Annotated in this window: 16 protein-coding genes and 1 tRNA gene; 8 read left to right on the top strand and 9 right to left on the bottom strand. The window is 71.4% G+C overall.

The features are described 5' to 3' along the window. A partial coding sequence (locus VFF97_RS11285; RefSeq protein ID WP_325033599.1) for a DUF5671 domain-containing protein occupies nucleotides 1-257 on the bottom strand: 257 nt, incomplete at its 3' end. Then, on the bottom strand, nucleotides 257-739 hold the full coding sequence (locus tag VFF97_RS11280; RefSeq protein WP_325033598.1) for a hypothetical protein: 483 nt from the start codon (nucleotides 737-739) through the stop codon (nucleotides 257-259). The genes VFF97_RS11285 and VFF97_RS11280, both read right to left, overlap by 1 nt. 149 nt (nucleotides 740-888) lie before the next feature. Between VFF97_RS11280 and VFF97_RS11275 the strand changes: the two genes are divergently transcribed. The 4 genes from VFF97_RS11275 (at nucleotide 889) to VFF97_RS11260 (ending at nucleotide 5,718) form a co-directional block, all read left to right on the top strand. Next, on the top strand, nucleotides 889-1,908 hold the full coding sequence (locus VFF97_RS11275; RefSeq protein WP_325033597.1) for an AAA family ATPase: 1,020 nt from the start codon (nucleotides 889-891) through the stop codon (nucleotides 1,906-1,908). 10 nt (nucleotides 1,909-1,918) lie between these two features. Next, entirely contained in the window at nucleotides 1,919-3,166 is a 1,248-nt protein-coding gene (locus VFF97_RS11270; protein ID WP_325033596.1) for a DUF58 domain-containing protein, read from the top strand. Beyond that, entirely contained in the window at nucleotides 3,153-5,468 is a 2,316-nt protein-coding gene (locus tag VFF97_RS11265; protein ID WP_325033595.1) for a DUF3488 and transglutaminase-like domain-containing protein, read from the top strand. Before VFF97_RS11270 ends, VFF97_RS11265 begins: the two co-directional genes overlap by 14 nt. A 162-nt stretch (nucleotides 5,469-5,630) precedes the next feature. Then, nucleotides 5,631-5,718 (top strand) — tRNA-Ser (locus tag VFF97_RS11260). Nucleotides 5,719-5,720: 2 nt separating this feature from the next. Here VFF97_RS11260 and VFF97_RS11255 read toward each other — a convergent pair. From VFF97_RS11255 to VFF97_RS11230, 6 genes are all read right to left on the bottom strand, one after another. Next, nucleotides 5,721-6,158: a VOC family protein gene (locus VFF97_RS11255; RefSeq protein WP_325033594.1), complete on the bottom strand. Its 438-nt coding sequence runs from the start codon at nucleotides 6,156-6,158 to the stop codon at nucleotides 5,721-5,723. Nucleotides 6,159-6,172: 14 nt separating this feature from the next. Continuing rightward, on the bottom strand, nucleotides 6,173-7,255 hold the full coding sequence (locus VFF97_RS11250) for a DNA glycosylase AlkZ-like family protein (RefSeq protein ID WP_325033600.1): 1,083 nt from the start codon (nucleotides 7,253-7,255) through the stop codon (nucleotides 6,173-6,175). Between the two features lie 10 nt (nucleotides 7,256-7,265). Continuing rightward, on the bottom strand, nucleotides 7,266-7,736 hold the full coding sequence (locus VFF97_RS11245) for a GNAT family N-acetyltransferase (protein WP_325033593.1): 471 nt from the start codon (nucleotides 7,734-7,736) through the stop codon (nucleotides 7,266-7,268). Nucleotides 7,737-7,746: 10 nt separating this feature from the next. Then, the gene (locus tag VFF97_RS11240; protein WP_325033592.1) at nucleotides 7,747-7,884 is read right to left on the bottom strand and encodes a hypothetical protein; all 138 of its coding nucleotides are present in this window, start codon (nucleotides 7,882-7,884) and stop codon (nucleotides 7,747-7,749) included. A 114-nt stretch (nucleotides 7,885-7,998) separates the two neighbouring features. Next, on the bottom strand, nucleotides 7,999-8,493 hold the full coding sequence (locus VFF97_RS11235) for a hypothetical protein (protein WP_325033591.1): 495 nt from the start codon (nucleotides 8,491-8,493) through the stop codon (nucleotides 7,999-8,001). Further along, a complete protein-coding gene (locus VFF97_RS11230; protein ID WP_325033590.1) occupies nucleotides 8,474-9,961 on the bottom strand; it encodes an MFS transporter in 1,488 nt (495 codons plus the stop codon). The genes VFF97_RS11235 and VFF97_RS11230 overlap by 20 nt, the downstream gene beginning before the upstream one ends. Nucleotides 9,962-10,030: 69 nt before the next feature. On the opposite strand from VFF97_RS11230, the gene VFF97_RS11225 reads away from it, so the two are divergent. Genes VFF97_RS11225 through VFF97_RS11210 form a run of 4 tightly spaced genes read left to right on the top strand, consistent with a single transcriptional unit; the run spans nucleotide 10,031 to nucleotide 13,946 of the window. After that, on the top strand, nucleotides 10,031-10,717 hold the full coding sequence (locus VFF97_RS11225) for a TetR/AcrR family transcriptional regulator (protein ID WP_325033589.1): 687 nt from the start codon (nucleotides 10,031-10,033) through the stop codon (nucleotides 10,715-10,717). A 31-nt stretch (nucleotides 10,718-10,748) separates the two neighbouring features. Beyond that, entirely contained in the window at nucleotides 10,749-12,461 is a 1,713-nt protein-coding gene (locus VFF97_RS11220; RefSeq protein WP_325033588.1) for an FAD-dependent oxidoreductase, read from the top strand. Continuing rightward, nucleotides 12,458-13,447 carry a hypothetical protein gene (locus tag VFF97_RS11215; protein WP_325033587.1) on the top strand — a complete coding sequence of 330 codons (990 nt, stop codon included), beginning with the start codon at nucleotides 12,458-12,460 and terminating at the stop codon, nucleotides 13,445-13,447. Before VFF97_RS11220 ends, VFF97_RS11215 begins: the two co-directional genes overlap by 4 nt. Continuing rightward, nucleotides 13,401-13,946, top strand: a complete 546-nt coding sequence (locus VFF97_RS11210; RefSeq protein WP_325033586.1) for a hypothetical protein — start codon at nucleotides 13,401-13,403, stop codon at nucleotides 13,944-13,946. The genes VFF97_RS11215 and VFF97_RS11210 overlap by 47 nt, the downstream gene beginning before the upstream one ends. On the opposite strand, the gene VFF97_RS11205 is transcribed toward VFF97_RS11210, so the two are convergent. Beyond that, nucleotides 13,943-14,662: an arginase family protein gene (locus VFF97_RS11205; RefSeq protein WP_325033585.1), complete on the bottom strand. Its 720-nt coding sequence runs from the start codon at nucleotides 14,660-14,662 to the stop codon at nucleotides 13,943-13,945. The two genes, VFF97_RS11210 and VFF97_RS11205, sit on opposite strands and share 4 nt — an antisense overlap. Between the last annotated feature and the right edge of the window lie 13 nt (nucleotides 14,663-14,675).

Below are 14,675 nucleotides of genomic sequence, written 5' to 3'. Positions count from 1 at the left end.
CGCTCGAACGCGTCGGACGCAAGGCGCCGACGTTCCCACCACCACAGCACGCCGGCGAGCGGCGCGCCGATGATGGCGAACGCGAGAGACCGTGCGAGGCCCGCGTCGTCGCCCGCGAGGGTGGCGCCCGCGCCGATGATCCTCTCGATCAGGCCCGCGATGCCGATCGCGGCGATCACGACGAGAGTCAGGAGGAGGACGAAGACGATGATGCGGCGCACGACGGTCTGCGCCCGGCCGGTTGCGGTGGTGGCCATCATCGGAGCCCGGTGTCGAAGCAGATCGTGAGCTGCCACGGCGCAACGTCGACGTACCACTGCCCGCCGACGCGGACGAGATCGAACGCCTCCTCGCTGCGGTACTCGTTCGCGCCGAACGGCCCCGACTCGTACACGGTCGCGACGATCACCTCGACGCGCGCCGAGTCCTCGCGCTCCGTGCTCTCCACGAGCGTCACGCGGAGGTCGTCCGTGCCCGGCTGCTGCCTCTCGCAGCTCTCGGCGAGATCGGGCACGAGGTGGTCGAGCGCGGTCTGTGTGTCACCGTCGATGACCGCCTGCGAGTAGCGCTGCACGACGCCCTCGGGGGTGTCTTCCGCGTACTCGACGGGGCCGCCGCGCGCGAACACCGCGATGAGCGCGATCACGACGACGGCCGCGACCCCGGCGAGGAGAGCGATGAGCGGCCAGCGCGATCTCTTCGGTGCGTCCCCAGGAGCACCTGTTCCGGCATCCGTCATGGCCACATCATGCCGGTCCTGCGACCGGTTGCGCGGCAAGGACTCGTGTCGATCTCACAGGCCGACCTGCTTCCCCGATTGTTACGATCGACAGATCGGGCAGAGTCGCCCGTTCTAGGAGCCGTTCCTCGGGCGGCGAGGGGAGTCGCATGACAGAGATCGCGACAGACGACACGACCACGGATGCCGCGCCCGCGGCTCTCACAGCCGAGGGCTTCGCGCGCGCGACGACCGCGATCCTCGACTCGGTGGCGCGCGTCATCGACGGCAAGCCCGACGCCGTGCGCTCCGCACTCGTGTGCCTGCTCGCCGAGGGACACCTGCTCATCGAGGACGTGCCCGGCGTCGGCAAGACGATGCTCGCGCGCGCCCTTGCGGCATCCGTCGACGCGACCGTTCGCCGCATCCAGTTCACCCCCGACCTGCTCCCCGGCGATGTCACGGGCGTGAGCGTCTTCAACCCGGTCGATCGCGAGTTCGAGTTCAAGCCGGGCGCGATCTTCGCGAACATCGTCATCGCCGACGAGATCAACCGCTCCTCCCCCAAGACCCAGTCCGCGCTCCTCGAGGCGATGGAGGAGGGCCAGGTCACGGTCGACGGACAGACCTACCCGCTGCCCGACCCGTTCCTCGTCGTCGCGACGCAGAACCCGCTCGAGATGGAGGGCACGTACGCCCTCCCCGAGGCGCAGCGCGACCGCTTCATGATGCGCATCTCGATGGGGTATCCCGACGCGAGCTCCGAGGCGCTCATGCTGCGGCAGCGCGACACCGTCAACCCCCTCGACTCGATCGCCCCGGTCGTCTCGAGCACGCGCGTCGCCGAGCTCATCGCGTGGGCACGCGCCGTGCACGTCGCGCCGGCCATCGAGGAGTACGCGGTCGCCCTCGCGGCCGCCACGCGCACGCATCCCGATCTGCGCCTGGGCGCGAGCCCCCGCGCGACGCTGCAGCTCGTGCGTGCCGCCAAGGTGTGGGCCGCGCTCGACGGGCGCGGGTTCGTCATCCCCGACGACGTGACCGCGCTCCTGCACTCCGTCTTCACGCATCGGCTCATCCCGACCCGGTCGGCGGGCGGCGCACGCGCCCGTTCGACGGCCGATGCGATCGCGACGATCCTCGACCGCATCGCCGCGAGCGTGCGGGTGCCGCTCGCGACCCGCCAGTGAGGCATCCGTCATGAACCGCCTGTGGCCGCTCACCGCACGGGGCACAGGCGCGCTGGTGCTCGCGATCGCGTGCTTCATCATCGCGAACGAGGTGGGGATCCCCGAGCTCGTGTACTTCGGGATGCTCCTCGTGGCGGTGCTGGGGGCGAGCATCGCCTCGCTGTACCTCACGCGACGTGCTGACACCGTCGCGCGATCGTTCATGCCGGATGTGGCATCCGTGGGACGCGACGCGCGCGTCACGGTGCGGGTCGGCGTACGGACGGCGTTCCCCACGCCCCCGGGCGTGTGGCAGGACACTCTGCCCAAGGGCGTCGCGGGCGACGCGCACGGCGTGTTCCCCGCCCTCGGGTCCGGGCTGCGCGGATCGGACCGCATCGTGGAGCTCACGTATACCGTCACGGGCACGCGGCGCGGGGTGCATCCGATCGGTCCGCTGTCGGTGCGCTCGACCGACCCGTTCGGCCTCGCACGCCGCCGCAACATCTTCGGCGAGAAGACCCACATCACGATCGCGCCCGCCGTCGTCGACCTCCCCGCGCTCCGCAACTTCGCCGGTGAGGCGGGCGGCATGCTGCACACGACGACCACGCAGCTCGGCCAGGGCGCCGACAACCTCATCGCGCGGCCGTACGTGCCCGGCGACTCGATGCGGCGCATCCACTGGCGCGCGACGGCGCACCGCGACGAGCTCATGGTGCGGCAGGAGGAGCAGGAGTCCACGCCCGAGGCCACGGTCGTGCTCGACCGCGGCGTGCTGCGCTGGGCGGGCGAGGCGATGCAGGCCCCCGGCGCGGACCCCGGCTTCGAGATCGCGGTGTCGGCGGCGGCATCCGTCATCGCCCGTCTCGCGCACGACGGCTACGCGGTCGAGGTGATCGACTCCGACGGCACGCAGCTCGCGGAGCGCATCGACGGCGGCGACATGATCGAGGTCGAGCTCGTCATCAACGGCTTCGCGAAGCTCATGGCGCGGCGCGACGACCATCTGCAGCAGCTGTCGCGCGTCTTCTCCGGCGTCATGACGGGTCCGGTGGTCGTCATCACCGGTCGATTCGACACTGCGGATGCCGCCGCCCTCGCCCCGATCGTGCACCACTCGACGCTCCCGGTGCTGCTGACGGTCTCGCCGTCGGCGGGGTCGCTCGAGCGGGCGGCGGATCTCGGTTGGCGGGTCGGACGCATCGGCGAGGAGTCGGAGATCACTCCGGCGTGGGTCAACGCGGTGGACAGGGCAGCGGCGAATGTCCTCCAGTGATCGCGATCCCACCGGGATCATCGACGACGTCCGGGCGGGCCGTCGCGGCGCCGACCTCACGCTCACGGCGGGCGTGCTCGTCGCGGTGTTCGCGGCGCTGCTGCCGCTCATGCGCGTCGTGCGCCCGAGCGGGTGGCTGCTCGGGGCGGTCATCCTGACGGCGGGCATCCTCGCGGCGGGCTATGTCGCGCGCCGCTACCGGCTCGCGGCGATCGCGGTCTCGCTCATCGAGGCGGCCGTGTGGGTCGTGTTCGTGTCGCTCGTGTTCCTGCGCGACACGGCCCTGCTGTGGGTGATCCCGACGCCGGAGACGATCACGCGTCAGGTTCCGCGGCTCGTGGGCGTGGCATCCGAGGAGATCGCTCTGGGTGCGGCCCCGCTGGAAGCCGGCATCGCGCTGTCGTTCCTCATCGTCGCGACGACGGGTCTGCTCACGATCGTCATCGATCACGTCGTGCTGACGGCGCGGATGCCGCTCCTCGCCGCCATCGGACTCATCGCCGTCTCGCTGATCCCCGCGATCGCGGTGCCGAGCGACGCCGATGTGATGGCGTTCGTGCTGCTCGCAGCGGCGATCCTGTTCCTCATGCGCGCCGACACTCGGGCGCGCGAACGACAGAAGGAGCGCGACGCCGAGCGGACCGCCGGGGTGCCCGCGACGGCGCTCGGCATCGGCGCGATCGCGGTCGTGGTCGCCGTCGTGGCCTCGCCACTGCTCCCCGAGCCCACCGTGCGCGCGGGCGCGGGCGGGCTGGGCCCCGGCACCGGGATCGACGTGACCCTCGAGCTCGGCGACGACCTGCGGCGGCCTCGCGAGATCGAGGTGCTCGTCATGCGCAGCAACGCGCCGTCGCCGCCGTACCTGCGCGTCGCGACCCTCACCGGGTTCGACGGCGCGGTGTGGAATCCCGATCGCGTCCGCAGCGTCCCGCTGGACGGGCCCGAAGGGCTCAGTGAGATCAGCGTCGCGCCGAACATCGACGTCGCGGAGTACCGCACGAACGTCGAGGTGCTGAACCTGTCGTCGCCGTGGCTGCCGGTGTCGTACCCGGCGGTCGAGGTCACCGGGCTCACGGGTCAGTGGGCGGCCGTGCCGTACAACCGCACCGTCACGGCGCGGTCGGGCTCGACGCAGGGCCAGGTGTACGAGGTGGTCAGCCACGTGCCGCGACCCACGCTCGAGCAGATCCGGGCGCGGCCCTCGCGCGCGAACGAGCAGCGCGACGAGACGACGCAGATCCCGACGGATCTTCCGCCCATCGTGGCCCAGCTCGCACAGGAGGTGACCGCCGACGCGGCGACCGACTACGACCGCCTCATCGCGCTGCAGTCGTGGTTCCGTTCGAGCGAGTTCCAGTACTCGCTCGAAGCGCCTGTCGAGGACGGATTCGACGGCACGGGTGCCGAGGCGGTCGCCCGGTTCCTCGAGAACCGGGCCGGGTACTGCGTGCACTTCGCATCGGCGTTCGCGCTCATGGCGCGCACGCTCGGCATGCCGTCGCGCATCGTCGTCGGGTATCTCCCCGGCGAGGCGACGACCGACGCGATCGACCGTCAGACGGTGTACACGGTCACGAGCGGCCGCCTGCACGCGTGGCCCGAGGTCTACTTCGACGGCATCGGCTGGGTGCAGTTCGAGCCCACCAACAGCCTCGGCACGCCGACCGCCTTCTCGCCCGCGGCGTCGCAGGGCGGGCCGAACGACCCCGCGGACCCGGCCACTCCGCTGCCGAGCACGGCCCCGTCCTCCGCCCCGGGGCTCTCCCCCGATGACGGCGGTCCGAACGATTCGGGATCGACGGATGCCTCGGCCACCGGCCCGCTCGACCTCACGCCCGCCGCGACCGTCGTCCTCGGCATCCTGTTCGCCCTCGCGATTCCCGGGATCGTGCGGGAGATGCGGCGCCGGCAGCTTCTCGCGGCCGCGCGCACGGGCGATGCGGCATCCGCCTGGACCGTCGTCCAAGACGTCGCGATCGACCTCGGCGTGAGCGTTCCGGCGTCCGAGAGCGCGAGGAGTCTCGGCACACGGCTCGTCGAGCAGCACGGTGCTCCCCCGGCCGACATGAGTCTCCTCATCAGCGCGATCGAGCGCGCGAGCTACGCGCCCGGCGGCAAGCACGGCTTCTGGCAGGGAGAGGCGATCGCGAACGCGGCGGTCTCGGTGTCGCGTGCGATGCTCGCCGAGGTCGAGCTGCCGCGTCGAATCCTCGCGATCCTGGCGCCGCGGTCGCTCGTCATCCGCCCCGGCAGCCTCTACGCCGGTGCGGGGGCGCGGGCCCGTTCCCGGGTTCGGGCGTGACAACGTCGAGATTGCGCGAATCACCACCGGATGCCGGCATCCGCCGTCGTTCGCGCAATCTCGGCTGGCTCGGGGCTCGGGGCTCGGGGCCCGGGGCGCGGCCGCGGTCGGGAGCGGGGTGGAGGGCACGGTAGGATGGCCTGTGGCCCTCCGGGGCCTCCTGGAGGATTCGCCTAGTGGCCTATGGCGCACGCTTGGAAAGCGTGTTGGGTGCAAGCCCTCGGGGGTTCGAATCCCCCATCCTCCGCCACGTCACCCCTTCGTCAGGTCCTGCGCCAGCATCACGAGGATGTCGCTCGGACCGCGCAGGTAAGTGAGCTTGTACACGTCCTGGTAGTTCGCGACGCCGCGCAGCGGGTGGAATCCGTGTTTCGCCGCGATCGCGAGCGCCTCGTCGAGGTCGTCGACCGAGAACGCGACCCGGTGCATGCCGATCTCGTTCGGCAGGACGGGGTCGCGTTCGATCGCGTCGGGGTGGATGTACTCGAAGAACTCGAGTTGACCGGTGCCGTCCGGGGTCTGCAGCACCGCAATGCGCGCGTGGTTGCCGTCGAGACCCACGGCGGTGTCGGCCCACTCGCCGCTGATCTCATCGCGGCCGAGCACGGTCAGGCCTAGGTCGGTGAAGAACGCGATCGCCTCTTCGAGGTCTCGAACGGCGACGCCGACGTTCTCGAGCTTGATGGACATGCGGGCGAGCCTAGTCAGCCGAGCCCCGTCACCGGCACCCCCAGCCACTCGCCGAGGTCCATGATCTCGGCGCGCACCATGTCCATCTCCTCGGGCTCGAACGGCAGGAACTCGTGGACGGCGTTGACGCGCAGCACGTCCGCCTTGCGGTCGACCTCGGCGTCGAGCATGCCGACGAACCGGTCGCCGAGCAGGATCGGATGCGCGAAGTAGCCGTACACTCGCTGCGCCTTCGGCTTGAACTGCTCGAGCACGTATGTGAACTCGAACACCTCCTCGAGCCTCCCGCGGTCGAACAGCAGACCGTCGTATGGGTTGAGGAATGCGACGCGGCCGCCGCGGTCGTCGTCCAATGCGGCGAGCGCCTCTGGGTCGACGCGGAACTTCCAGGTGCTGCCTTCGACCGTGGCCGGCTCGCCGGCGTCGCCGACGGGCGACCACCACCAGTGCGATCGTCCGATGCCGGTCGCCTGCAGGGTGCGCTCGTGCAGCATCCGCTTCGCCTCTTCAGGATCGAGCTCGGGGAGATCCTGCGGGTAGACGCGCTCCGCGAGATCCCACACGCGGTGCCGGCCCTCGCGCCGCGTGATCGCGACGACACCCTGCCGCGAGAGGAAGTCGAGCATGATCGGCACCTGGTTCGAGCCCGACCAGCCGTCGGGCGGGCGGCTGACCTGTGCGGTGTCGGGAATGGCGCTCGCGAGGAGAGGACCGTCGGCGCGCAGCCGCGCGAGCACGTCCTTGCGGAACCGGTCGTTGGCCTCGAGCCACTCGCGCGTGCTCTTGCGGCGCGGCCACGTGCGCATGCCCGGCATCATGAGCGGCAGCAGGCTCATCGGGTGGAACATCCCGCCGAGCTCGAACAGCACCCGGTCTTCCTCCACCGCCTTCTGCAGCTGGCCCGGCTCGTACGACCAGCCGATGCGCGACCACATGATGGTGTGCTCGCACGGCGCGATGACCGACGTCGGGTCGTTCTTGATCTGGCCGAGCTGCTCGGCGACCTCGACGACGTCCCCCGGGCGGGCGGCGTCGAGCAGCTGGGCTCGCACGATGATTCGGCGCGCCTGCTCGCGGGTGAGGGTGTGCGTCACGATCCGGGATCCTCTATCGGACGAGCTCGTACCGGCGTCCGTCGACCGTGACCGAGCCTCCCTCGATGGGCGCCTCATACGGGAGCGGGCCCGCGTCGCGCCAGCCTTCGCGCTCGTAGAAGCGACGGGCGCGGGCGTTGCCGGTGACGACGGCGAGCCACGGATGCTCGTGCCCCGCCTCGATGAGCCGGCGCGCCCCCTCGTCGAGGAGCGCCTTCGCGACCCCCGTGCCGCGCGCGGCCGCATCGACGAACAGCTGCTCGAGCTCGTCCCCCTTGAGCGTCACGAACCCGACGACCACCCCGTCCACCTCTGCGACGTACGTGCGGTCGATCATGGCGGCCGCGCGGCGGGCGAAGGACTCCGGCGTGCGGTGCCGCACGAGCGCCTCGGGGACGTGCCCCAGATGTCCGTCTCGCCAGCCCGCCTCCCACACCTCGGCGATTCGCGGGGCATCCGAAGCGACTGCGGGACGGATTCGCATGACAGTCAGGCTAGCGGCGCCGACCGACGCGGAAGACCGGATGCCGATCCGCCACCGCCTCGAACTCCTGAAGCGGCACGTTGCGCACCCAGCGGACGTCATCGCCGAGCATCGACACGAGGAAGCGATCCCCGCCGACCTCGGCCACGGCCAGACGGTGCGGCGTCTGCCCGGTTGAAGGCCCGCATGAACGCGCCCGGCCGGTGTCGGTCCGCGCCGTACAGCCAGCGCTTCAGCTTTCCGAGCACGGTGACCCAGTCTTTCAGGCGGGCATGCCGCGGGTCACCGACTTGCGGGATCTCCACGTCAGCAGCACCGCCGCCAGACCGGCAGCGGACGGCAGCAGCCCGATCACCCCGAGCGCGGTCGGCAGCCCGGTGTCGCCCGACGTGTCGCGGACGGTGAGCAGGTACAGCCCGAGGGCGGTGCCCACCGCGAACAGCGTGGCCATCAGCCAGCCCGCCCACCGGAATCCGCGTCGGGTGGCCCAGATCGCCAGGATCCAGCCGACGACACCGAGGGCGCCGACGATCGTGAGCACGGTGGTCCACAGGGTCACCGCCTCTTCGATCCGGGTGGGGCCGTATGACGGGTAGCTCTCCTTCAGGTGCGCGGCGAGCAGGCCGCTGCTCGCTCGGTCGACGAAGACGAAGGCGACGGACAGAACCGTGAGGATCAACCCGGTGTACAGGCTGGCCAGGACCGGGCCTCGGATGCTGGTGTCAGTGGTGCGGGTGTCACGGGTTCGAGTGGTCACGGTGGTGGTGCTCCTTTCGTGAGGTCGTGCTTCGTGAGGTCGTGCTTCGTGAGCTCGTGCGGCCGGTGGCCCGCGGGAGGACGAGGGCGGCGACGAGGACGGCCAGGCCGAGCAGGACCGCGCCGAGCGTGAACCCGAGCGCATAGCCGCCGGTGAGCGCGTCCACGTCGGTGGAGCCGCCCGCGGAGCCGCCGGCGCGCGCGGCCGCGGCGGTGCCCAGCACGGCGAGGCCGAGCGAGGCTCCGAGTTGCCGAGAAGTGCTGAGCACGCCGGAGGCCACACCGCTGTACCGCTCGTCGACCCCGACGGTGGCGGTGGCGACGACCGGGCCCAAGCACAGGCCGAAGCCGATGCTCGTCACCAGCGACGGGCCGAGGACGTCGGCGAGGAACGTGCCGTCGGCGCCGATACGGCCGAACCAGGCGAACCCGGCGGCCGTCAGCAGCCCGCCCCAGATGAGCAGCGAGCGGGCCGGCATGCGCGAGCCGAGCCTGATCGCGAGGAACGAACCGGCGACGACACCCAGCGCGAAGGGCAGGAGCATCAGCCCCGCGAGCGCGGGACCGTAGCCGAGGACGTCCTGGAGGTACAGCGACATGAAGTAGAACGCGGAGGCCATCGCGGCGCCGAGCAGGAGGTTGTAGGCGTTCGCCCCCGACACGGTGCGCAGCCGGAACAGCGCGAGCGGCAGGACGGCGTCCCGGGTGGTGATCCGCTGGACCACCGCGAACGCGACGAGAAGGACGGATGCCGCGACGAGCGCGCCGAGGGTGACCGGCGACATCCAGCCGTGCTGGTCGGTGCCGACGATCCCGTACACGAGAGCGGTCATCCCCGCCGTCCCGAGAACGGCGCCGAGGACGTCGGGACGCGCGTGGCGCGCCACGGGTGGGTCGGCCGCCACGCCCCACCACGCCAGCACCACGGCGAGCACGGCCATGGGGACGTTGACCCACATGACCCAGCGCCAGCCGGCGTACTCGGTGAGCACACCGCCGACGAGGACACCGAGAGCGCCGCCCGCCGCGTTCATCGCGCTCCACACGCCGAACGCCCGCGCACGGGCGCGACCGCTCGGGAAGGACACGGTGAGGATCGCCAGCGCGGCGGGCGCGAGGGCGGCCGCACCGACCCCTTGCGCGGCACGAGCGGCGATGAGCTGGCCCTGCTCCTGGGCGAAGCCGCCGAGCAACGACGCGAGCGCGAAGAGGCAGAGCCCACCGAGGAGGACTCGCCGACGGCCGTGGCGATCGGCGAGCTTGCCCCCGAGGAGCAGCAGTCCGCCGAAGGCGAGCGCATATGCGTGGATGACCCACGTGACGTCGACGCCCCCGAACCCGAGGCCCGACGCGATTTCGGGCAGGCCGAGATTCACCACCGACAGATCCAGGGAGACCAAGAACTGCACCACGCCCACGGTCGCGAGCGTCAATCCCGACCGAGCGGCGGTCTCATTTTTTCGGAACATGTTCCTAAAATAAGGAGGGCGGGGATCGAGAGTCAAACCGCCGGGCCGGAAGAGGGCAGGATGAGTGACATGACCGAGGCCACCCCCACCCCGCGCCGCGGGCGGCCCGCGGTGACGTCGCGGGCCCGGATCCTCGCCGCCGCCCGCCGGATCATCGACCGCGAGGGGTGGCGACGACTCACCCTGCGCCGACTGGCCGCCGAGCTCGATGTGGGCACGACGACGCTCTATCACCACGTGCGCGACCGCGAGGATCTCCTCATCCAGCTGCTCAATGAGGATGCCGCGCACGCCCTGGCCGAAGTCGAGCTGCCCGAGGAGCCCCGCGAGCGCATCATCACCGCGATGGTCGCGGTGCACGACGCGCTGGCCGAGACCCCGTGGGCGGCCGAGGTGCTCACCGTCGACGGCTTCCTCCCCCGCTTGGGCGAGCCGGCCCTCCGCGTCGTGGACGCAGTGCTGTCCGCGGCGGTCGAGCTCGGGTGCACACAGGAGCAAGCGGTCGACCTGTTCCGGACCGCCTGGTACCTCACCGCCGGCGAGCTCCTCGTCCGCGCGCGGTCCGGCGAGCTCAGCGAAGACGCGAAGCGCCGTGCGGCCTGGGCCCGGGAGACCTTCGCCGACCCCCGTATGCCGCAGCTCGCCGCGATCGGCGCACGCTGGCCGGAGCTCGCGGCCCGGGACACCTTCCACGTGGGCCTGGCCGCGCTGGTCGACGGGATGCTGCCCGGCTCAAGCCGAGAATCCGCCCGATGACAGTGCGCCGCGCCGCGAGTAGCGTCGGAGCATGCCCCCCGAGAAAGACGAAACCCTGCCTGCGGCATCCGCCGGGGCCGCGCCCGAACCGGCGCACGACCCCGCCCAGTCGCCCCATCTGACCGACGATCAGTGGGCCCGGCTGCTCGAATTCGGCGAGCCGGAGGAGGTGAAGCCCGGCGACTACCTGTTCCGCACCGGCCAGCGCGCCTACAACCTCATGCTCATCGAGAGCGGGCAGGTCGAGATCGTGCGCGAGCCGCTCGGCTGGGTGGGAGAGGTCATCATCACGACGATCGGTCCGCGCTCGTTCCTCGGCGAGCTCGGCCTCCTCAACGGCCAGGCCGCGTTCCTGTCGGCGCGCGTCACAGAGCCCGGCGTCGCGTACCGCGTGAGCGAAGAGAACCTGCGCCGGCTCATGGCCGAGGACGACGAGCTGTGCGACATCCTGCTGCACGCCCTGTGGGCGCGGCGCGAGTCGCTGCGCAGCGGTCCCGCCGCCCTCACGCTCAAGCTGGTCGGCTCGAAGGCGTCGAGCGAGTTCCTCGCGCTGCGCCGGTTCGCCGAGCGCACCGACCTCGTGCACACGGCGATCGACCTCGAGGACGTCCCCGACAAGACGCACCACACGGACTACCTCAAGGAGCACGGCTTCACGAAAGCGGACCTTCCGATCGCCTACGTGCAGGGGGAGCCGATCCTGCGCGCGACGCCCGGGCTCGTCGCCGACCGCCTCGGACTCAGCTACCAGGCGAGCACCGACGACTTCGTCGACCTGACGGTCATCGGCGGAGGGCCGGCCGGCCTCGCGGCGGCGATCTACGGGGCATCCGAAGGCCTCCGCACCGTCCTCCTCGACGCTGTCGCTCCCGGCGGACAGGCCGCGGCGACGTCGCGGATCGAGAACTTCCTCGGATTCCCGTTCGGCGTCACCGGCCGCGCGCTCATCGGCCAGGCGTCGTTGCAGGCGCTCAAGTTCGGCGTGCGTGTGTACGCGCCGTGCGAGGCGGTGAGCCTCACGACGATCGACGAGGGCCTCGAGGTCACTCTCCGCGACGGACGCACGATCCACACGCGCAGCGCCATCATCACGTCGGGCGCCGCGTACCGCACGCTCGACCTCGACCGATGGAACGACTTCGAGGGCTCGGGCATCTTCTACGCCGCCACGCCCCTCGAACTGCGCCAGGTGATGGAGTCGCCCGTCGTGGTCGTCGGCGGCGCGAACTCGGCCGGCCAGGCTGCTCTCTACCTCGCATCGAACGGATGCCCCGTGCGCCTCGTCGTCCGCGGCGACGACCTCAGCCGGCGGATGTCGTCGTACCTCGTGACGCGTCTGCTCGAAGACCCGCGCGTCGAGGTGCTCACCCGCTCCCACGTCGTCGGCCTGGACGGCGACCGGTACCTGCGGCGCGTGCACATCGACCGCGTCGGCGAGGTCGAAGCGCGCGGGCTCTTCTGCTTCATCGGTGCCGAGCCCGCGACGTCGTGGCTCAACGGGGTCGACCGCGACCCGGAGGGCTTTCTGCGCACGGGCGTCGACATCCCGCTCGACGCGCTTGGCGAGGACTGGCGGCGGCTCGGACGCGAACCACTGCCGTTCGAGACGTCGCTCCCGCGGGTGTTCGCCGCGGGTGACGTGCGCCGCGGATCGATGAAGCGCGTGGCGGCGGCTGTCGGCGAGGGGTCGAGCGCCGTGGCATCCGTTCATCGTGCCCTCGCCTCGGTGGGCGGCGTCTCGTGAGCGAGGCGGTCGACCAGGACACCGAATCGACGGATGCCGCGGAGCCCACGCGCTCCGCGCGCCCCGTGGCGCCGTGGCTGTGCACGCTGATCGGCGTCGCGGCGGCGTTCGTGGGGCTGCTGCCGTGGCTCTTGACCGGCATGCGGCTGCCGTTGCAGAACCTGTGGGCGGTGGACGCGCCTCCTGAGGCGATGCCCGTCGCCATGCTGCCGTTCAGCCAGTACTCGCTGAGCCTCATCTTCGCGCTGCTGGTCGTCGGCGCCGCGGCCGCGGGCATCACGGCACGGGCGCTGCGACCCCGGCTGCCGCGCGGCGGGTTCCTGCTCATCTCGAGTGGCGTCATCGTGATCCAGGTCATCGCGATCGTGCAGACGGCGGTGACGGTCGACGGCGGGCTTCGCGGCGGGACGGAGTCCGCTCTGTATCTCGGCGCACTCATCGTCGTCAGCGTCTTGTCGCTTCTCGTCGGGGTTCTCGTCGTGTTCCTCATCGCACGTGCGCCGCGCGCCGGGGCGCTCATCGGCCTGTCCATCGGGGCGATCGCGACGCAGTCGTGGCTCACGGGGTTCATGGGCGTGACGACCCCGTACGAGATCGTGGGGCTGATCCAGTGGGTGCCGCCGGTGCTCGTCGGCGTCGCGATCGCGTGGACCGGTCTGGGAACCGTGGGTCGCGTCATCGCGGCGCTCGTGAGCATCGCGATGGTGTGGCTCGCGCCCGCGGCGATCACCGCCGTGACGGCCGCCGCCGGGATGCGTGTGTTCGGGGGCCGGGTGAACGAGATGGCGGACTACGCGCTGCGGGTGTTCGAGATGGCGGCGTTCACCCCCGAGCTGGCCTTCCGTCCGATCATCGCGTCGCTGGTCGTGGCGGCGATCGGACTCGCGGCGCGTTCCGTCCTCTTGCGGCGTGATCGACTTAATATCGAGCATGGCGCACATGACACCGACCGGCACGATCGTCGCGATCGTCGGGGAGCAGTCTGAAGACGCCCTCGCGACCTTCGACGGCATCCCCGGGGTCGAGATCCTCGCGCTGCAGGGCAGCGACCCCGGCCTGGCGACACGACGCATCGCGGCCGCAAGCACTCCCTGGATCATCCACGACGCCGACCCGCTCGAGCACGTCGCAGCGGCGTGGGTCGAGCTCTTCGAAGAGCGCTCGACCCTCGGCGTGCTCGAACTCGAGGTCGAGGCGGCCATCGCCCGCTTCGAAGAGGGCTCGGCGCTCATGCCCGACTACTACATCGTCCTCGATCCGCAGGAGGCGCCCGACACGTGGCGCCACTGGTGGCTCGGCGCTCTCGGACACCACGCTCCGCAGCGCGTGCTCGCGTCGCGGGCGCCTGAGGGGCCGCGTGACGCGGCGATCCGGCGCCTGCTGAAGGCGCTGCCCGCGTCGCGGCCGTGGCCCGAGCCCGCATCGTGGCTGCCCCATCTGCCGTTCGAGATCCCCGACCGCGTCGGGCTCAGAGACGAGGTCTAGAGCTCAGTCCCCAACTCCGCGAGCCCGCTGACGATGATGTCGGTGAGCAGCACGGCGTAGAGACCGTCGGGATCGAGATCGGGGTCGAAGACCGTGATCGAGGCGCCGATCGCGCGCGGCGCGAGCCCCTGGAGCAGGGCGGTGAGCTCGTCGGGCCGCAGTCCCCCGGGGTCGGGGCTGTCGACGGCCGGCATGACCTCGGGGTCGAGAACATCGACGTCGACCTGAAGCCAGTAACCCGCCCCCTGGTCTGCGACGTCGCGCACGCGTGCCGCCGCGCGAGCGCCGCCATGCAGGATGACCTCGCTCGCGGGTGCGACCGCGCCGATGGTCGCGCGTACGAGGTCGAGCTCGGAGTCGTCGTCGCGGCATCCGATGTGCACCGTCCGCTCGGGGTCGAAGTACGGTCCGCGCCCGTCGATGTCGGCGATCGCCGGCCAATGCAGTCCGATTGCGGCGGCGAGGTCCTCCCCCGCGACGCTCGCGCACTCGTCGCTGATCGCCGGATGCTGGAAGTGTCCGGCGGGGCGGGTCGCGTCGTCGTCGACGTATCGTGCGGGCAGGACGGTGCCGGCGTCCCGTGCTCCGAGTTCGGCGAGGCGGGAGTAGAGGCCCGCCTCGCGCAGCGCTTCGGGCGCTTTCGCCGTGCCTGGAACCGCGCCGGGCTCGGGAGGCCGCAGGCCGAGGTTGCTTGGTGCGGAGACGATCGCCAGCATCCGGCCAGTCTGC

Source organism: Microbacterium sp., assembly GCF_035687345.1.
GTDB lineage: Bacteria > Actinomycetota > Actinomycetes > Actinomycetales > Microbacteriaceae > Microbacterium.
Note: the sequence above shows the minus strand (reverse complement) of the source record. Positions and strands in the feature narration are given on the sequence as shown.